Below are 17,936 nucleotides of genomic sequence, written 5' to 3' on the forward strand. Positions count from 1 at the left end.
AACGGGCGCCATAAATCATGCCCGCCCCGGACGACACCCCACCCCGGACCCGGCACCGACCCACCACCCCAGCCCCGCCGGCGCTTGAGGCGACCACACTGCCGAACAGCAGATCAGCCCCGGCCCCGCAGGGGCACCCCGAACCCCAACCGATGCCCGGCCAGGGCAACGGCAGCCGAGCTGCCAAACAGGCCCGGCCCGGCGCGGGGCAGCCCGAACCCCGTCACCGGCCCGGCCAGGGCAACGGCCGAGCTGCACACCAACCCGGGGTACCGGGGACACCCCGAACCCCGTCAAACGCCCGGCCAGGGCAACGGGCAACCCCCCTCCAGGTACACCGGCCTGCCCCACTCCCGCCCCCGCAGCGCCCACCGCAGCCGCTCGTACCGTTGCGGCGGCAGCAACGCCGCCGCCTCCTCCTCCGTCACGAACCGCCACGCCCTCAGCTCCGGCCCCGGCAGCCGCAGCGCCGCGGTCTCCGCCTCCGTCAGCCGGCCCCCGTCGAACAGCAGCCGCAGGCCCCCGTACGCCGGGGGGACCGGCCGCTCCCAGTCCATCACCAGCAGCCCCGCCAGCCGCCCCGGCTCCAGGTCCAGGCCCAGTTCCTCCGCGACCTCCCGCACCCCCGCGCACGCCGGCGCCTCGCCCGCCTCGACGACGCCCCCCGGGAACTCCCAACCCGCCTTGTACGTCGGGTCGACGAGCAGCACCCGGTCCCGGTCGTCGAAGAGCAGCACCCCCGACGCCAGCGTCTCCCGCGTCGGTTCCGGGGTCTGCACGATGTCGCAGATCTCCGCCGCGTCCGTCCGTACGGCCTCCGCGATGCGCTCGGCCGTCTCCCGGGGCGTCAGCCGCCCGTTGTCGATGACGTGCGCGTCGGCCGTCAGCCAGCCCAGCGCCTGCCGGTACGCCGGGATGTGGTCGTACGCCCACTGCCTGACCCGTACGTCCACCACCTCCGGCGCCCCCGGTTCCTCCCGGGTCGCTATCCGCTCCCGCAGGATCGTTTCCTCAGGGGCGAGCAGCACGTGCCTCACCGGAATCCGCCGCGCGGCGAGCCCGCCGAAGATCTCGTCCCGGTACTCCTGGCGCAACAGCGTCATCGGTACGACCAGCACCCCGCCCAGTTCGGCCAGCATGGCCGCCGCCGTGTCCACGACGAGCCGCCGCCAGCTCGGCAGGTCCTGGTAGTCGGAGACCTCCGCGAGCCGTTTGCGCGGCAGCAGCACGCGCAACGCGTCACCGATGAACTCCGGGTCGAACAAAGCACTATCCGGCAGGAGTCCGGCAAGTTCGCGGGCCGTGCTGGTCTTCCCGGCCCCGAATGTGCCGTTGATCCAGACAATCACGTCTACCCCTCTCCCGATGGCTCGCCTCGAAGCCCCCAGTGGCTTGCCCGCACCACCCTGCCACGGAAACCCGCTCCTGCGCCGAGTGCTTATCCTCAAGGTCAGAGCCCTGTCCGAGCCCGTGCCCGATCTGCCCTTTCCACTTCCGCCGGAGGTCCCGTGCCGCACTCCCGCCGTCCGTCAGAGCCGCGTTACGGCAACCGGCCGACCATGAAAGACGTGGCGGCCCAGGCCGGGGTGGGCCTGAAGACGGTCTCGCGGGTGGTCAACGGCGAGCCGGGGGTCACCCCGGACACCGAGAGGCGGGTCCAGGAGGCCATCGACGCGCTCGGTTTCCGCCGCAACGACAGTGCGCGCGTGCTCCGCAAGGGCCGTACCGCCACCGTGGGACTGGTTCTCGAGGATCTCGCGGACCCCTTCTACGGGCCGCTGAACCGCGCGGTCGAGGAGGTGGCGCGGGCCCACGGGGCCCTGCTCATCAACGGTTCCAGCGCCGAGGACCCGGAGCGGGAGCGGGAGTTGGCGCTGGCGCTGTGCGCCCGCCGGGTGGACGGGCTGATCGTGATCCCGGCCGGTGACGACCACCGCTACCTGGAGCCGGAGATCCGGGCCGGCGTGGCCACGGTGTTCGTGGACCGCCCGGCCGGCCGGATCGACGCGGACGTGGTCCTGTCGGACAGCTTCGGCGGCTCCCGGGACGGGGTGGCGCACCTGATCGCGGGCGGGCACCGCCGGATCGGCTTCATCGGCGACCACCCGCACATCCACACCGCGACGGAGCGACTGCGGGGCTACCGCGCGGCCATGGCGGCCGCGGGCCTCCCGGTGTCCGAGTCCTGGGTCTCCCTCGGTTCCACGGCTCCGGACCGAGTCCGCGCCGCGGCGCACCGGATGCTCGCGGACGCGGAGCCCGTCACCGCCCTCTTCGCGGGCAACAACCGTGTGACGGTCACGCTGGTGCGGATCCTGGCCGCGGGCGGCGCCCCGGTGGCCCTGGTCGGCTTCGACGACTTCGAGCTGGCCGACCTGCTGCGCCCCGGCGTGACGGTGGTCGCCCAGGACGCGGCGGCCCTGGGCCGGGTGGCCACGGACCGCCTGTTCCAGCGCCTGTCGGGCGCCGGCCTTCCCCCGGCCCGCATCGAGCTCCCGACCCGGCTGATCCCCCGCGGCTCGGGCGAGGTCCCGCCCGCGGCCTGAGGGTCGGCAGACCGGCCGGGGCGTCGTCGCCCGGTCCCGGGCACCCCGGGTCCCGGCGGCCGCCGGACGCGTGAGGCCCGGCCGGGGACGCCCCGGCCGGGCCTCACGCGTGGAGCAGGGTGAGCTGCTGGGGATCAGCCGGTCGCCGTCAGCGTCGCCGAGCGGCGCGGGATCGCGAAGGCGTCCAGCTCCGCGCGGGTCAGACCGGTCAGGGCGGTGACCTCCTCGGCGCCGACCGCGCCGCAGTCCAGGCCGCGGACCAGGTAGCCGGCCAGGGCCTTGGCGGTGGCGGGCTCGTCCATCACGTCGCCCTCGATCTTCGCGACGTACGCCTTCAGGCGGGCCGCCGCGGTTTCGAGGCCCTCGCGGTAGAAGGTGAACACCGCCGCGTAGCGGGTCGGGAGGTGCGCGGGGTGCATGTCCCAGCCCTGGTAGTACGCGCGGGCCAGGGCGCGGCGGGTGAGGCCGTAGTGCAGCTTCCAGGCCTCGTGGACGTGCTCGGTGGTGCCGATCGGCAGGACGTTGGTCGAGCCGTCGGAGACGCGTACGCCGGTGCCGGCGGCCGCGACCTGCATGATCGCCTTGGCGTGGTCGGCGGCGGGGTGGTCGCTCGACTGGTACGCGGCGGAGACCCCGACGCAGGCGCTGTAGTCGAAGGTGCCGTAGTGCAGGCCGGTGGCGCGTCCCTTGGAGGCCTCGATCATCCGGGCCACCGTGGCGGTGCCGTCGGAGGCGACGATGGACTGGCTGGTCTCGATCTGGATCTCGAAGCCGATCCGGCCCGGGCGCAGGCCGCGGGTGGTCTCGAAGGCCTCCAGCAGCTTGACGAAGGCGCTGACCTGCTCGGCGTAGGTGACCTTGGGGAGGGTCAGGACGAGGCCCTCGGGGAGGCCGCCGTGCTCCAGCAGGCCGGACAGGAAGATGTCCGTGGTGCGGATGCCGCGGTCGCGGACGTTGGACTCCATGCACTTCATGCGGATGCCCATGTACGGGGCGTTGGTGCCGTTGGCGAAGGCCTCCGAGACGAGGCGGGCGGCACGGGCCGCGGCCTGGTCCTCCTCCTCGTCGGAGCGGACGCCGAAGCCGTCCTCGAAGTCGACGCGCAGGTCCTCGATCGGTTCGCGCCGGAGCTTGGCGCGTACGCGGTCGTAGACGGGTACGGCCAGTTCGTCGGAGATGCCGAGTACCTTGGCGAAGGTGGCGGCGTCCGGGGCGTGCTCGTCGAGGGCCGCGAGGGCCTGGTCGCCCCAGGACCGGATGGTGTCCGCGGCGAAGACGTCACCGGGTACGTAGACGGTGTGGATGGGCTGGCGGGTGCCGGGGTCGCCCGGGTAGTGCCGCGCGAGTTCCGCGTCCACCGGCGCGAGGGAGGCGCTGATGCCCTCGCTGACCGCGCCTGCGAGGCTCGTCGCCACCTTCTCCTGCTGACCCATCGTGCACTCTCCTCTTTTCCGCTTCACGGAAGCTTAGATCCGCATAGCAGAATTTAGTCACGGGGTTCCGCTCAGTCAATGGTCCCTCGGCCGTGGTGGGCAAACGACTCGGGGCCGCGTGGTGACAAACACCACACGGCCCCGGGGCGCAGAGATACGCAGGTCAGGGACTAGCCCTTGCGCGCCTTGATCTCGCCGGTGAGCTGCGGGACGACCTCGAAGAGGTCGCCGACCACGCCGTAGTCGACCAGGTCGAAGATCGGGGCCTCGGCGTCCTTGTTGATGGCCACGATGGTCTTCGAGGTCTGCATGCCGGCCCGGTGCTGGATCGCGCCCGAGATGCCGGAGGCGATGTACAGCTGCGGGGAGACCGACTTGCCGGTCTGGCCGACCTGGTTGGAGTGCGGGTACCAGCCGGCGTCGACGGCGGCACGGGAGGCGCCGACCGCCGCACCGAGGGAGTCCGCGAGGTCCTCGATGATGTGGAAGTTCTCGGCACCGTTGACGCCGCGGCCGCCGGAGACCACGATCGCGGCCTCGGTCAGCTCGGGGCGGCCGGTCGACTCGCGCGGGGTGCGGGAGGTGACCTTGGTGCCGGTGGCCAGGGCGCCGAAGGTGACGGCGAGCGCCTCGACGGCGCCGGCGGCCGGGGCGGCCTCGACCGGGGCCGAGTTCGGCTTCACGGTGATGACCGGGGTGCCCTTGGAGACGCGGGACTTGGTGGTGAACGACGCGGCGAAGGCGGCCTGCGTCGCGACCGGGCCCTCGTCGCCGGCCTCCAGGTCGATGGCGTCGGTGATGATGCCGGAACCGATGCGGACCGCCAGGCGGGCGGCGATCTCCTTGCCCTCGGCGGAGGACGGGACGAGCACGGCGGCCGGGGAGACCGCCTCGTACGCGGCCTGGAGGGCGTCCACCTTCGGTACGACGAGGTACTCGGTGAACTCGGGGGCGTCGGCGGTGAGGACCTTGACGGCGCCGTGCTCGGCGAGCACGGCGGCGGTGGCCTCGGCGCCGGCGCCCAGGGCGACGGCGACGGGCTCGCCGATGCGGCGCGCGAGGGTCAGCAGTTCAAGGGTGGGCTTGCGGACGGCGCCGTCCACGTGGTCGACGTAGACGAGAACTTCAGCCATGGGGATGCTCCTGCGAATGCGAAGTAAGTCAGGGGGGCTGTGGGCTGCCGAGGGTGGCCGGAGCTCTTAGATGAACTTCTGGCCGGCCAGGAACTCGGCCAGCTGCTTGCCGCCCTCGCCCTCGTCCTTGACGATCGTGCCGGCGGTGCGGGCCGGGCGCTGCGCCGCGGAGTCGACCGCGGTCCAGGCACCCTCGAGGCCGACCTCTTCGGCCTCCAGGTCCAGGTCGGACAGGTCCCAGGCCTCGACCGGCTTCTTCTTGGCGGCCATGATGCCCTTGAAGGACGGGTAGCGGGCCTCGCCCGACTGGTCCGTGACCGAGACGAGCGCGGGGAGGGAGGCCTCCAGCTGCTCGCTGGCGGAGTCGCCGTCGCGGCGGCCCGTCACGGTGCCGTCCTCGACCTTGACCTCGGAGAGCAGGGTGACCTGCGGAACGCCCAGGCGCTCGGCCAGGATCGCCGGGAGGACACCCATGGTGCCGTCGGTCGACGCCATGCCGGTGATGACCAGGTCGTAGCCGGCCTTCTCGATCGCCTTGGCGAGCACCAGCGAGGTGCCCATGACGTCGCTGCCGTGCAGGTCGTCGTCCTCGACGTGGATGGCCTTGTCGGCGCCCATCGAGAGCGCCTTGCGCAGCGCGTCCTTGGCGTCCTCGGGACCCACGGTCAGGACGGTGATCTCCGCGTCGTCCGCTTCGTCGGCGATCTGCAGCGCCTGCTCGACGGCGTACTCGTCGAGCTCCGACAGCAGACCGTCGACGTCCTCGCGGTCCACGGTCAGGTCATCGGCGAAGTGCCGGTCGCCGGTGGCGTCGGGTACGTACTTCACACAGACAACGATCCTCAGGCTCACGCCGGCTCTCCTACCGCATCGTCTTTTTCTGATACCGCCTTGTGCAGGCAGCATAGGCGCCTTGTCGGGCGGATCCCGATCGGGGCGGCCCGCGCCCCGACAGGAATGTTACTCGTCAGTACACATCGGGTGTTCCCCGGTGGCAAGGCCGGTGAACTGTGATCTGTCCAACGCCGCCCGGAGCCGCCCCAACAGGGACGATTCAGTCCCTCAACGCGTTGAAGCGCCCCTGGTGGTACAGCAGCGGCCGGCCTTCCCCGTCCCGGCCCGCGAGCGGGTCCCCGGCCACCGCCTCGGCAATGATCACCCGGTGCGCGCCGGCGGGCACCCGTGCCACCACCCGGCACACCAGCCACGCCAGCACCCCGGAGAGCAGCGGCACGCCGTGCGGGCCCTCGGCCCAGTCCGTGCCCGGTCCGAAGCGGTCGGCTCCGCTGCGCGCGAACAGCCCCGCCAGATCCCGCTGGTGCTCGCCGAGTATGTGGACGCCCAGGTGCCCGGAGTCCCGTACGGCCGGCCAGCTGGAGGAGCCGGTGCCGATGGTGAAGGACAGCAGCGGCGGCTCGGCGGAGACCGAGTTGAGCGAGGTCGCGGTGAAGCCGGCCGGGCGGCCCGACTCGTCGGCGGCGGTGATCACGGCGACCCCGGCCGCGTGCTGCCGGAAGACGGAGCGCAGCAGGTCGGGTGAGCCGGGCAGACCGGGGGTGAACCGGGCGGACGCAGCCGTCGGGGCCGTCATGGGTGGCCTTCCTTCCGCCGCGGGAGTCGCGGGCACGGTCGGGGATCGGGGGACGGGGGCATTCAGCGATCCCAGCAGTGCGCGCTCGCGTTGCGGACGAGGTCCGCTCGGACCTGTCCGTAAAGCAGGAGTTCATACCGCATGTCGCCAGCCTGGCGATCTCCCGTGTACACAGTCAAGCGGGATCGGCGAGATGTCAGGCGCGTCACTGTGCGTGCGGGCGCGCGTACCGGCGCGCTCCCCCCGGGTCCCGCCGGGCGCCCGGCCGTACGGGTGATCGCGCGTCCGCTCGTACGGGCGGTCATACGGCGGCCCCCAGGGCGGCGATCACGTCCGCCTTGCGCGGCATCCCGGCCGCCCGCCGGACGATCCGCCCGGCCCCGTCCAGCACCAGCACGGTCGGGGTCTTCTCGATGCCCAGGGCGCGCACGAGGCCGAGGTTGCGCTCGGCGTCGATCTCGATGTGCGCCACCCCGTCCACCATGGCCGCGACCTCGGCGAGGATCCGCCGGGTGGCCCGGCAGGGCTGGCAGAAGGCACTGGAGAACTGGACCAGGCTCGCCCGCTCCCCCGGCTCCGCGCCCAGCTCGGCGGCGCTCAGCCCCGCCGCGTCCCCGCGCCCGCGCACCTCGGCACCCATCGACACCCCTGCTCTCCGTACGTTCGTACGCTGATCCGAGCGCCCCGCGGATGCGCCGCATTCCCGGCGTGACGAGAATCTCCCCGGGCACGGGCGTCTGGGCTGGCCAGCAGCCCTCGTTTGGGGCACGATCCCCATGGTCGCGTACCTACGCTTCCGTAACTTCCAGCCGGGAGCACCTCCCCAGGCAGAAAGCGGGGTCTCTCCGTCATGGCTGAGCTCGTCTACCCTCCCGTGATCGGCGCCGCGCACACACTGTTCCGCGCGCTGGACATCCGTATCGACCTCAAGGGCACCGAGAACATCCCGCGCACGGGCGGGGCGGTCCTGGTGTCCAACCACATCGGCTACCTCGACTTCATCTTCGCCGGCCTGACGGCGCGCCCGCAGAAGCGGCTGGTGCGCTTCATGGCCAAGGAGTCGGTGTTCCGGCACAAGGTGTCCGGTCCGCTGATGCGCGCGATGAAGCACATCCCCGTGGACCGCGCGCAGGGTGAGGCCGCCTACCAGCACGCGCTCGACTCGCTGCGCGCGGGCGAGATCATCGGGGTCTTCCCCGAGGCGACGATCTCCCAGTCCTTCACCCTCAAGACGTTCAAGTCGGGTGCGGCCCGGATGGCGCAGGAGGCCGGGGTCCCGCTGATCCCGGTGGCGCTGTGGGGCACCCAGCGGCTGTGGACCAAGGGCCGCCCCAAGGACCTCAAGCGCAGCCACATCCCGGTGACGATGCGCGTCGGCGAGCCGATGGAGGCGCCGAAGGACCAGTACGCCGGGGCGATCACGCGCCGGCTGCGCGAGCGGGTGCAGGAGCTGCTGGAGGCGGCGCAGCGGGCCTACCCGGCCAAGCCGAAGGGTCCCGAGGACTCCTGGTGGCTGCCGGCCCACCTGGGCGGTACCGCGCCGACGCCGGCGCAGGTCAAGGAAGCCGGCTGAGCCTTGCGCCCGCGCGGGTGCGGCCCGCCGGGGAGGCGGGGCCGCACCGGGCGGTCCGGGGTGGCCGGTCGGGGTGGACGGAGATGCCGACGGCCGCGTCCATCATGATCAGTCCCCAGTTCCCAGTTGCCGTTCCCAGTTCCCAGTTCCCAGTTGCCGTTGCTGTTGGGCCTGCCGTTGATCACCTCGGGCAGGTGGACCTCGCGCGGCATCCTGCCTACGCAGCGCCCCGCTAGCGCGCCTGTTTGCGGCGCCGGTGCGCGGCGACCCGGGAGCGCGTGGCGCAGGCGGTGGAGCAGTAGCGGCGGGCGCTGCCCGGGCCGGTGCCGAGGAAGAGCCGGCCGCAGCCCTTGGCGGGGCAGGCGCCCCAGGCGAGGCGCCCGTACTCGGTGAGCAGCTGCGCCAGCGCCAGGGCTCCGGAGGCGAGGAACCAGCCGCCCCAGCCCGCCCCGTCCGCCTCGTCCACGTGCAGGTGCCAGGAGTGGCCGTCGTGGCGGGTCAGCCGGGGCCGGGTGGCGTACTGCGCGAACAGCGCGTCGATGGCCGCGGCCGCCTGGTCCTCGTCGGTCTCGGCCAGCACCCGCGCCATCCGCCGGGCGGCGGCGCGCAGTTCGGCCGCGTCGGGCTCGCCGAAGGCCTCCTCCGCGAGGTCGCGGGGATGCTCCCCGTGCCGGGCGAGCAGCGCCGCCAGCGCCGCGCGCGGCAGCTCCGGATCGGCCCGGACGGCCTCCGCGACGTCGATCAGCCGCCGGGCCGCCGAGAAGCCCGTACCCGATTCGGCCATCGCCCTGTCCTTTCGCCCTACACCCGAATGACGTAACGTCTTGCTTCGCTATCACGTTACACACCCGGAGGGGGTTCGCGGATGCGCGGGTTCGGGCGGTACCTGGCTGCTGCGCTCGCCGCGCGGTTCGCCTCCGAGGGCATGGGCATGGCGGTGGTCCTGCTGGCCCTGGAGCGCACGGGGAGCGCGGCGCACGGAGCGTTCGTCCTGACGGCCTGGCTGGCGCCGCACGTGCTCGCCGCTCCGCTCGCCGGGGCCGCCGCCGCCCGGGCGCGCCGGCCGCGGCTCTTCCACGCGGGCGCGCTGGCCGGGTTCACGGCGGCCGTGGCGGCGCTGGCGCTGCTGCTGGGCCGGGCACCGGCGCCGGTGGTGCTCGCGGTGGCGGTGCTGGGCGGCACCTGCGGGCCGATGGTGACGGGCGGGCTGTCGAGTCTGGTCGCGGGGCTGGTGCCGGCCGGCCCGGGGCGGGACCGGGCGTACGGCTGGGACGCGTCGACCTACAACGCGGCCGCGGTCACCGCCCCGGCGGCGGTCAGCCTGGTCGCGGCGCTGGGCTCGGCGGCCCCCGCGATGGCGGTGCTGGCGGCGGCCGGCGCCCTGGCGGCGGCGTTGGCCGCGAGCCTCCCGTACGAGGCGCGGCCCGCGAGGGGCGGGGAGCCGGATCCCCTGCGCGGCGGGCCGCGGGCCGGGCTGGGCGGGGGCCTGGCCGCCCTGTGGCGGGTCCGGGAGCTGCGCGCCGTCACCTCGGCGACGACCCTGGCCTTCGTCGGCATCGGCTCGCTGACCACCACCTCGGTGCTGCTGGCCGCCGGCCTCGGCAGTCCTGGCGCGGGCGGGGTGCTGATGACGGCCTTCGCACTGGGGGCGCTGGGCGGCTCCCTGACGCTGGGCCGGATCACGTCGGTGGCGCCGGGCCGGCTGGCCCGCTGGGCGATGGCGGGGACGGGGGTGGCGCTGACGGCGGCCGCGTTCACCCCGTCCGTGCCCCTGACGGCGGTGGCGTTCGCGGTGGCGGGGGTGTGTGACGGGCCGCTGCTGACGGCGACCCTGCGGATCCGCTCGGCGTACGCCCCGGACGCGGTGCGGACCCAGGTGTTCACCCTGGGGGCGGGGCTCAAGCTGACGGCCGCGTCGGCGGGCGCCGCCCTCGTGGGGTTCGCGGCCGCCGCGCCGGCGTGGACGCTGGTGCTCGGGATCGCCGGGCTCCAGCTGGCCGCGGCGCTGCTGCACGTGCTGGTGGTGGCGGGTGGGCCGGGGGCGCCGGCGCCCGCTACAGGGCCGTCGGCAGCTTCCGCCACAGCTCCGGCCGGTCGGCGGAGTCCTGGAGGGCCTTGAGCGCGGCGGGGTGCGGGGCGGCGTACAGCTCGGGGTAGTCGACCTCGCCGAGCTCCGGGCGGACCGGGAAGGCCAGTCGCTCCCGGTCCAGGTCGAACCGGGCGTCCACGCCGGGCTTGTTGCCGCGCGGGTCCACGCGGGCCCAGTGCGCGGCTCCGGGGAGCCGGAGGGCGACGAGGCCGTGGACGGTCGGGTTGGAGCCGTCGTCGTCGGTGAGGCGCTGGTAGCACAGTGCGGCGGGGATGGACCGGGCGCGCAGCAGGGCGGCGAGGGCGTGGGACTTGGCGTAGCAGATGCCGTTGCGCGTGCTCAGCACGTCGGAGGCGCGCCAGGACACCCGCGGGTCCCCGGAGTCGGCGGAGTGCGGGATGGTGTCGCGGACGAACGTGAAGGCGGCCTCGGCGTACGCGTACGCGTCGCCGTCGGTGGCGGTCCGGAGCGCGTCGGCGGTCTCGCGGACCAGGGGGTGGCCGTGATCGATGACGTCGTCGGCGGCCAGATAGGCGGCAAGGTCAGGTTGCTCCTGGATCATTTCCATGATCCAGGAGCATACCTATGCATTACTATGCATGCCTATCGAGTTATGCGGGGAGCCGGCTCAGCGGGCCAGCTCCTCCTTCAGCGCCTGAAGGAAGGCGTCGACGTCCTCCTCCTGGGTGTCGAAGCTGCACATCCAGCGGACGTCGCCGGCGATCTCGTCCCAGAAGTAGAAGCGGAACCGCTCCTGCAGACGGCGCGAGACCTCGTGCGGCAGCCGTGCGAACACCGCGTTCGCCTGCACCGGGTAGAGGATCTCCACCCCGTCGGTCTCCCGCACGCCCGCCGCCAGCCGCTGCGCCATCGCGTTGGCGTGCCGGGCGTTGCGCAGCCACAGGTCCTTGGCCAGCAGGGCTTCCAGCTGCACCGACACGAAGCGCATCTTGGACGCCAGCTGCATCGACATCTTGCGGATGTGCTTCATCTGCCGCACGGCGTCCGGGTTCAGCACGACCACGGCCTCGCCGAACATCATGCCGTTCTTGGTGCCGCCGTACGACAGCACGTCCACGCCGGCCGTGTTGGTGAAGGCGCGCATCGGCACGTCGAGCGAGGCGGCGGCGTTGGCTATCCGGGCACCGTCGAGGTGCACCTTCATGCCCTTGCTGTGCGCGTGGTCGCAGATGGCCCGGACCTCGTCGACCGTGTAGACCGTGCCGAGCTCGGTGTTCTGGGTGATCGAGACGACCTGCGGCATCGCGCGGTGCTCGTCCTCCCAGCCCCAGGCCTGCCGGTCGATGAGCTCGGGGGTGAGCTTGCCGTCCGGCGTGGGAACGGTGAGCAGCTTGAGGCCCGCCATCCGCTCGGGGGCGCCGCCCTCGTCGACGTTGATGTGGGCCGTCTCGGCGCAGATCACCGCGCCCCAGCGGTCGGTCAGGGCCTGGAGGGCCGTGACGTTCGCGCCGGTGCCGTTGAAGACCGGGTACGCCTGGGCGTACGGGCCGAAGTGGCTGCGGAAGATCTTCTGCAGGTGTTCGGTGTACTCGTCGTCGCCGTAGGAGACCTGGTGGCCGCCGTTGGCCAGCGCGACGGCCTCCAGGATCTCCGGATGCACCCCCGCGTAGTTGTCGCTGGCGAATCCGCGCACCGCCGGGTCGTGGTGGCGGTACGCATCGGTCTTCCCGCTCGCGGTTCTCACGGTTGCGGAGTGAGCCACAGACGCTGTCCGTTCACATCGGGTGCGGACCGCTCCCAGACGCCGGCGATGGCCTCGGCCAGCTCCTTGACGTCGGTGAAGCCCGCGAACTTCGCAGTGGGACGCTCGGCGCGCATCGCGTCGTGCACCAGTGCCTTGATGACCAGGATCGCAGCCGCGGCGCTCGGGCCCTCCTCGCCCCCCGCCTTGCGGAAGGAGTCCGCCATGGCGAGCGTCCACGCTTCGGCGGCCGCCTTGCCCGCGTTGTACGCGGCGTTGTTGGCGACCGGCTTGTGCGCGCCGGACTGGCTGACCAGGACGTAGCGGCCGCGGTCGCTGCGGAGCAGGCCGTCGTGGAAGGCGAGCGAGGTGTGCTGGACGGTGCGGATCAGGAGCTTCTCCAGGAAGTCCCAGTCCGCCAGGTCGGTGTCGGTGAAAGTCTTGCTGCCGCGCCAGCCGCCGACGAGGTGGACGAGCCCGTCCACGCGGCCGAACTCCTTCTCGGTCCGCTCGGCCCAGGCCTTGGTGGCCTCCAGGTCGAGCAGGTCCACGGTGTCGCCGGTGACGCTGGCGCCGCCGTGGGCGTAGCGCGCCGCGTCCACGGCTTCGGCGAGCCGCGCCGGGTCGGCGTCGGACGCGATGACCACCGCGCCCGCCTCGGCGAGGCGGAGCAGGGTGGCACGGCCGGCGGGGCCGCCGGCCCCGGCCACCGCCACCACCGCGCCGTGCAGCTTTCCGTTGCCGGTGTTCCCGGAGCCGTTCATCTGTGCAGCCTCCTGTGGGCGAGAGCTCACGCGGCGGCCCGCTCGGCCGTCTCGGCGTTCAGGGCGGTGATGCCCTTCGTGGAGGCGATCACTGCCTTGAGCTTCTTGGCGAGGGCCTCATAGAACATGCTCAGCGGAAACTCGTCCGCAAGCACGTCGTCGACGAGCTTGCGCGGCGGCTGCGTCAGGTCGAGGGCGTCGGGGCCCTTGGCCCACTTGGAGCCCGGGTGGGGGGCGAGGTAGGTGGAGACGAGCTCGTAGGCCTTGAACCAGTGGACCAGCTTCGGGCGGTCGATGCCGGCCCGGTAGAGGTCCTCGATCTCGGCGCAGAGCTGGTTGGTGACCTGCGGGGCGCGCATCCAGTCGATCTTCAGCTTGTTGTCCGTCCAGCGCACGACGTCGTGCTTGTGGAGGTACGCGAAGAGCAGCTGGCCGCCGAGACCGTCGTAGTTGCGGTTGCGGTCACCGGAGACCGGGAAGCGGAACATCCGGTCGAAGAGGACGGCGTACTGCACGTCACGGCCGTGCTCGTTGCCCTCGGACTCCAGCTTCACGGCCTCCTTGAAGGCGGTGAGGTCGCAGCGCAGCTCCTCCAGGCCGTACATCCAGAACGGCTGGCGCTGCTTGATCATGAAGGGGTCGAACGGCAGGTCGCCGTGGCTGTGGGTGCGGTCGTGGACCATGTCCCACAGGACGAAGGCCTTCTCGCAGCGGTGCTGGTCCTCGACCATCGCGGCGATGTCCTCGGGCAGCTCGATGCCGAGGATGTCGACGGCCGCCTCGGTGACCTTGCGGTAGCGCGCGGCCTCGCGGTCGCAGAAGATGCCGCCCCAGGTGAAGCGCTCGGGTGCCTCGCGCACGGCGATGGTCTCCGGGAAGAGCACCGCGGAGTGGGTGTCGTAGCCCGGGGTGAAGTCCTCGAGGGTGATGCCGAGGAAGAGCGGGTTGTCGTACCGGGTGCGCTCCAGCTCGGCGAGCCACTCGGGCCACACCATCTTCAGCACGACGGCTTCGAGGTTGCGGTCCGGGTTGCCGTTCTGGGTGTACATCGGGAAGACGACGAGGTGCTGGAGCCCGTCGGCGCGCTCGGCGGCGGGCTGGAAGGCCAGCAGGGAGTCGAGGAAGTCCGGTACGCGGAAGTCGTCGGCGGCCCACTTGCGCAGGTCGGCGACGAGCGCCTTGTGGTACTCGGTGGCGTGCGGGAGCAGCGGGGACAGCGTCTCGACGGCGGCGATCACGCGGTCCACCGCGGCGAGGACGGTGGCACGGGCGTGCGCGCCCTCCGCCTCGAAGTCGATGGAGCCGTCGGCGGCCTGCCAGGGGCGGATCTCCTCCACGGCGGCCTTGAGCTCGGGCCACGCCGGGTGGTCGACCACCCGCGCCTCAGCGGTTATCACGGCACCGCCGGCGCCCGGCACAAGAGTTTCCGTCATGTCACTTCCTCCACAGGAGAACCTCACGTCAGGGCAGCGTATGCGTGCGAGGCTCTCCCGCTCAAGAGGGAACTCGGTAAATTATCCTGCGTCACCCCCCGCCTCGCCGGAAGTCTTCCCGTTATTCATGACGGAGCCCACCGCTCCGCTCAGACCCTCCAGGGCCTGGGGGCCCTTGCGGGGCCTTGACGGGCCGCCTCGAACCACGGGGCGGAGCGGGGCCCCGGGCGGGATGCCGGACGGTGCGCGGGGCCCTCTGCCGCCCCCTCAGGCGTGCCGGAAGTGCGGGATGACCTTCTCGCCCCACTGCCGCAGCGTCTCCAGACAGGCCTCCTGCGGCACGGTGCCCATCTGGATCAGGCACATCACCTCGTCCGCTCCGGCCGCCGCGAGCCGTTCCACGTAGGCGATGGCCTCGTCCGCGCCTCCGTAGGCGTGGTCGGCGTGGAAGGTGGCCGTCGACGTGGGCCGGACCGGGATCTCCAGCTCGTGCAGCCGGGCGACCACCTGCTCGGCGGCCCGGCGCAGCTCCGCGGCCTCGTCGGCGCCCGCCACCACGGCCTCGTCCGGGATGCCCGCGCCGCCGTACCAGTGGCCGATCGACTGGGCGAAGAACCGCTGCCCCCGGATCCCGATCCGGCGGGCCTCCTCGGGGTCGTCGAGCACGATGGTCGGGCAGAGCACCGAGAAGTGGTCGTTGACCACGGTGGACACGAAGCGCCCCCCGTCCCGCCCGGCGATCGCCGCGTCGTACACGGACCGCATCCGGGCGATCGACTCCGGCCCCGCGAAGCCCATCACCAGCGCGCCGATCCCCAGCTCGGCGGCCTGCACCAGGGTCTCCTCCCGGCTGCACGCCAGGAACAGCGGCGGGTGCGGACTCTGGACCGGGCGGGGCAGTATCGGGTGCGGGCCGATGTCGAGCAGCTCGCCGTGGTACTCCAGCTCCTCCTCCTGCCAGGCCTTCCCGATGATCCGCAGCGCCTCCTCCACCTCGGCCGCGGTGCGGTCCCTGTCCACTCCGCACAGCGAGGTCTCCTGCACGGTGCCGCCGCGTCCGGCTCCGAGATCGAGCCGGCCGCCGGAGAGCAGGTCGAGCATCGCGGCCCGTTCGGCGACCCGGACCGGGTGGTTGAAGTTGAAGGGCATGCACACGACGCCGTGCCCGATGCGTATGGTGTCGGTCCGGGCCGCGACCCAGGTCAGGAAGATCTCCGGGGCGGACATGTGCGCGTACCACTTCAGCGAGTGGTGCTCGACGGCCCAGATCCGGTCGAATCCCATGCGTTCGGCGAGGACGGCCTGCTCGACGCAGTCGCGGATGACCTGGTGCTCCCGTTCCGCGGTCGGGTCGGCCAGCTGAGCTTCGAAGATCACGGAGAATTTCACGATGCCTCCAGAGTTGCGTCCGGTGCCCGGTCTTACTTCTATTCGTAATATGACTAGTAGTCAGAAGGCGAAGAAGCAAGACTTCCCGCAGGCCCTTCCGCCGACCGCGTGGGCGGTCCTCGGCCTGCTCTCCTTCCCGGGCGAGCGCACCGGGTACGAGCTGAAGAAGTGGGCGGACTCCTCCCTGCGCTTCTTCTACTGGTCGCCCGCCATCAGCCAGATCTACGCGGAACTGCGCCGCCTGGAGGAGCTCGGGTACGCGGCCTCCGCGCGCTCAGGGCCGGAGGAGGCCCGGGCCAAGCGCCGCTACGCCATCACCGACGCCGGGCGCGCGGCACTGGCCGGCTGGGCCTCGGACACCGGGGAGGCCGGACCCCCCGTCCTCAAGCACGGACTGCTGCTGCGGATCTGGCTCGGGCACCTGGCCGAGCCGGAGCGGCTGCGCGCGATGGTGACGGACCACCTGGAACGGACCCGGGGCGAGCTGGCCGCCGTACGGGAGGCCATGCAGCATGCGGGGGACGTCCCGGAGTGGGCCTTCCCCGCCCTCGCGCTGCGCTGGAGCGAGCGGCAGCACCTGGCCGAACTGGAGCTTTCCGAAGCCCTGTTGGCCGACCTGGCCGAGGTGGAGACGCACCCGGCGCGGGAAGCCGCGGCCGAGGACCGTCAAGCCGGCGGGGACGCGCCCACGCCCGGGTGACGCGGCAACCCGGCCGCGGGGCGCACAGCCCTGGCGGGAAGCGGCCGGGCGGGTCTCGCGGGCCGCTGCACGGCCGGTCTCATCGCAGCCCCGGCGCACTAGCATGCGTCCTCACCGCGCGCGGCCGGTCGGGACACCGCGACCGCGCGGAGCCGCCGTCGACGGAAGCGAGAGAACCTTGACTTTCCTCACCATCGGTCACCGCGGGGTCATGGGTGTCGAACCGGAGAACACACTGCGGTCGTTCGCCCGAGCGGAACGATCCGGCATGGACGTCATCGCACTGGACGTGCGCCTGAGCAAGGACGGCGCCCTCGTCGTCCTGCACGACGCCGAGGTGGACCGCACCACCGACGGCGCGGGGGCCGTCGCCGACCTGACCCTGGCCGAACTGCGCGAGCTGGACGCCGGCCAGGGCGAGCGCGTGCCGGTCCTCGACGAGGTGCTGGAGGCCGTGCGGATCCCCCTCCAGGTGTCGGTGCAGGACCCGGCGGCCGCCTCCGTGCTCGTGGAGCTGCTGCTGCGCCGCGATCTGACCGGGCGGGTGGAGGTGGCCTCCTTCACCGACGAGGTGCTCGCCGAAGTGGCCCGCCGGGCACCGGCCGTACGGACCAGCCTCCACGCGGACCGGCCCGAGGCGGGCAGGCGGCCACTGGTGGACCGCGCGCTGGCCATCGGCGCCGAAACGGTGGCCCTGAACATCCGGCACCTCTGCCTGGAAGCGGTGGAGGCGGCCCACGCGGCCGGGCTGCGGGTGACCGGCTGGACGGTCAACTCCCTGGAGCAGCTGCGGCTGGCCCGCGCCCTCGAACTGGACGGCGCGGCGACCGACTTCCCCGAGATCCGCAGCACGGGCCGCTTCACCGCCTGAGGCGGAGGCGGCGCGGCAGCTTCGGCTGCCGCGAGGCGGCTTCGGCGGTGTGGCTGCCGCGGGGCGGCTGCGGCCGCCGCCGCGGCTAGAGGGGCTTGACCAGCAGCTCGAAGGCCAGGTCCTCGCGGAGCGGGACGCCGAAGCGCTCGTCGCCGTACGGGAAGGGGCTCAGCTCGCCCGTGCGCCGGTAGCCGCGGCGCTCGTAGTAGGCGATGAGCTCCTCCCGCACGTTGACCACCGTCATCCGCATCTCCTCGACGCCCCACTGCTCGCGGGCGCGCCGCTCGGCCTCGGCCAGGATCTCCTTGCCGAGCCCCGCGCCCTGGAGGCCGGGGCGGACGGCGAACATCCCGAAGTAGGCGTGGTCCCCGCGGTGTTCGAGCTGGCAGCAGGCGACGAGCTCGCCCGCGCGCTCGACGACGAGCAGCACGCTGTCCGGGCTGCCGATGATCTGGCGGACGCCTTCCACGTCGGTGCGCTGCCCGTCGAGGTAGTCCGCCTCGGTGGTCCAGCCGGCACGGCTGGCGTCCCCGCGGTAGGCCGACTCGACGAGCACCACCAGCTCCGGCACATCTGCCTCGACGGCGCTGCGGAAGCTCAGGGCGGTGGGGTTGGCGGTCGACATCGACGGCTCCGTTTCTTCCTCTTGGCATATGTCATGCCCGGCACGGCACAGAGAGCCTAACCCGGGACGGCGTGCGGGCCCGCGGAC

General features: G+C 72.7%; 18 protein-coding genes. 5 read left to right on the forward strand and 13 right to left on the reverse strand.

From position 1 onward, the window contains the following. Positions 1–293 precede the first annotated feature (293 nt). Positions 294–1,349 carry an NUDIX hydrolase gene (locus tag ACZ4TG_RS32605; protein WP_468169965.1) on the reverse strand — a complete coding sequence of 352 codons (1,056 nt, stop codon included), beginning with the start codon at positions 1,347–1,349 and terminating at the stop codon, positions 294–296. A 210-nt stretch (positions 1,350–1,559) separates the two neighbouring features. Between ACZ4TG_RS32605 and ACZ4TG_RS32610 the strand changes: the two genes are divergently transcribed. Then, positions 1,560–2,546, forward strand: coding sequence for a LacI family DNA-binding transcriptional regulator (locus ACZ4TG_RS32610; protein ID WP_468169968.1), 987 nt, complete (start codon positions 1,560–1,562; stop codon positions 2,544–2,546). 134 nt (positions 2,547–2,680) lie between these two features. On the opposite strand, the gene ACZ4TG_RS32615 is transcribed toward ACZ4TG_RS32610, so the two are convergent. The 5 genes from ACZ4TG_RS32615 to ACZ4TG_RS32635 all read right to left on the reverse strand — a co-directional run bounded on the left by ACZ4TG_RS32615 (position 2,681) and on the right by ACZ4TG_RS32635 (position 7,343). Then, positions 2,681–3,979, reverse strand: a complete 1,299-nt coding sequence (locus ACZ4TG_RS32615) for a DUF6986 family protein (RefSeq protein ID WP_468169971.1) — start codon at positions 3,977–3,979, stop codon at positions 2,681–2,683. A 170-nt stretch (positions 3,980–4,149) separates the two neighbouring features. Continuing rightward, positions 4,150–5,112, reverse strand: a complete 963-nt coding sequence (locus ACZ4TG_RS32620; protein WP_468169974.1) for an electron transfer flavoprotein subunit alpha/FixB family protein — start codon at positions 5,110–5,112, stop codon at positions 4,150–4,152. A gap of 66 nt (positions 5,113–5,178) precedes the next feature. Then, a complete protein-coding gene (locus tag ACZ4TG_RS32625; RefSeq protein ID WP_468169977.1) occupies positions 5,179–5,964 on the reverse strand; it encodes an electron transfer flavoprotein subunit beta/FixA family protein in 786 nt (261 codons plus the stop codon). A 202-nt stretch (positions 5,965–6,166) separates the two neighbouring features. Further along, positions 6,167–6,703: a flavin reductase family protein gene (locus ACZ4TG_RS32630; protein ID WP_468169980.1), complete on the reverse strand. Its 537-nt coding sequence runs from the start codon at positions 6,701–6,703 to the stop codon at positions 6,167–6,169. A gap of 301 nt (positions 6,704–7,004) precedes the next feature. After that, entirely contained in the window at positions 7,005–7,343 is a 339-nt protein-coding gene (locus ACZ4TG_RS32635; RefSeq protein ID WP_468170351.1) for a thioredoxin family protein, read from the reverse strand. 210 nt (positions 7,344–7,553) lie between these two features. Between ACZ4TG_RS32635 and ACZ4TG_RS32640 the strand changes: the two genes are divergently transcribed. After that, positions 7,554–8,276: a lysophospholipid acyltransferase family protein gene (locus ACZ4TG_RS32640; RefSeq protein ID WP_468169983.1), complete on the forward strand. Its 723-nt coding sequence runs from the start codon at positions 7,554–7,556 to the stop codon at positions 8,274–8,276. A gap of 232 nt (positions 8,277–8,508) precedes the next feature. On the opposite strand, the gene ACZ4TG_RS32645 is transcribed toward ACZ4TG_RS32640, so the two are convergent. Beyond that, complete coding sequence (locus tag ACZ4TG_RS32645; protein WP_468169986.1) at positions 8,509–9,060, reverse strand: CGNR zinc finger domain-containing protein; 552 nt, start codon at positions 9,058–9,060, stop codon at positions 8,509–8,511. Between the two features lie 81 nt (positions 9,061–9,141). Here ACZ4TG_RS32645 and ACZ4TG_RS32650 point away from each other — a divergent pair, with 81 nt between their 5' ends. Further along, entirely contained in the window at positions 9,142–10,395 is a 1,254-nt protein-coding gene (locus ACZ4TG_RS32650) for an MFS transporter (RefSeq protein WP_468169989.1), read from the forward strand. Here the strand turns inward: ACZ4TG_RS32650 and ACZ4TG_RS32655 are convergent. From ACZ4TG_RS32655 to ACZ4TG_RS32675, 5 genes are all read right to left on the reverse strand, one after another. Then, on the reverse strand, positions 10,331–10,933 hold the full coding sequence (locus ACZ4TG_RS32655; protein ID WP_468169992.1) for a transglutaminase-like domain-containing protein: 603 nt from the start codon (positions 10,931–10,933) through the stop codon (positions 10,331–10,333). The genes ACZ4TG_RS32650 and ACZ4TG_RS32655 overlap by 65 nt on opposite strands. Positions 10,934–10,993: 60 nt before the next feature. Then, complete coding sequence (locus tag ACZ4TG_RS32660; protein WP_468169995.1) at positions 10,994–12,088, reverse strand: threonine aldolase family protein; 1,095 nt, start codon at positions 12,086–12,088, stop codon at positions 10,994–10,996. Next, complete coding sequence (locus ACZ4TG_RS32665) at positions 12,067–12,831, reverse strand: SDR family NAD(P)-dependent oxidoreductase (protein ID WP_468169998.1); 765 nt, start codon at positions 12,829–12,831, stop codon at positions 12,067–12,069. The genes ACZ4TG_RS32660 and ACZ4TG_RS32665 overlap by 22 nt, the downstream gene beginning before the upstream one ends. Before the next feature lie 26 nt (positions 12,832–12,857). Further along, complete coding sequence (locus ACZ4TG_RS32670; protein ID WP_468170001.1) at positions 12,858–14,264, reverse strand: DUF6421 family protein; 1,407 nt, start codon at positions 14,262–14,264, stop codon at positions 12,858–12,860. A 267-nt stretch (positions 14,265–14,531) separates the two neighbouring features. Further along, the gene (locus ACZ4TG_RS32675; protein ID WP_468170004.1) at positions 14,532–15,653 is read right to left on the reverse strand and encodes an LLM class flavin-dependent oxidoreductase; all 1,122 of its coding nucleotides are present in this window, start codon (positions 15,651–15,653) and stop codon (positions 14,532–14,534) included. A gap of 49 nt (positions 15,654–15,702) precedes the next feature. On the opposite strand from ACZ4TG_RS32675, the gene ACZ4TG_RS32680 reads away from it, so the two are divergent. Further along, positions 15,703–16,353 carry a helix-turn-helix transcriptional regulator gene (locus ACZ4TG_RS32680; protein ID WP_468170007.1) on the forward strand — a complete coding sequence of 217 codons (651 nt, stop codon included), beginning with the start codon at positions 15,703–15,705 and terminating at the stop codon, positions 16,351–16,353. Between the two features lie 178 nt (positions 16,354–16,531). Further along, entirely contained in the window at positions 16,532–17,224 is a 693-nt protein-coding gene (locus ACZ4TG_RS32685; protein WP_468170010.1) for a glycerophosphodiester phosphodiesterase, read from the forward strand. 85 nt (positions 17,225–17,309) lie between these two features. Here the strand turns inward: ACZ4TG_RS32685 and ACZ4TG_RS32690 are convergent, their stop codons facing one another. Next, on the reverse strand, positions 17,310–17,849 hold the full coding sequence (locus tag ACZ4TG_RS32690) for a GNAT family N-acetyltransferase (protein ID WP_468170013.1): 540 nt from the start codon (positions 17,847–17,849) through the stop codon (positions 17,310–17,312). Positions 17,850–17,936 lie beyond the last annotated feature (87 nt).

This window comes from Streptomyces sp. NPDC028314, assembly GCF_055565795.1.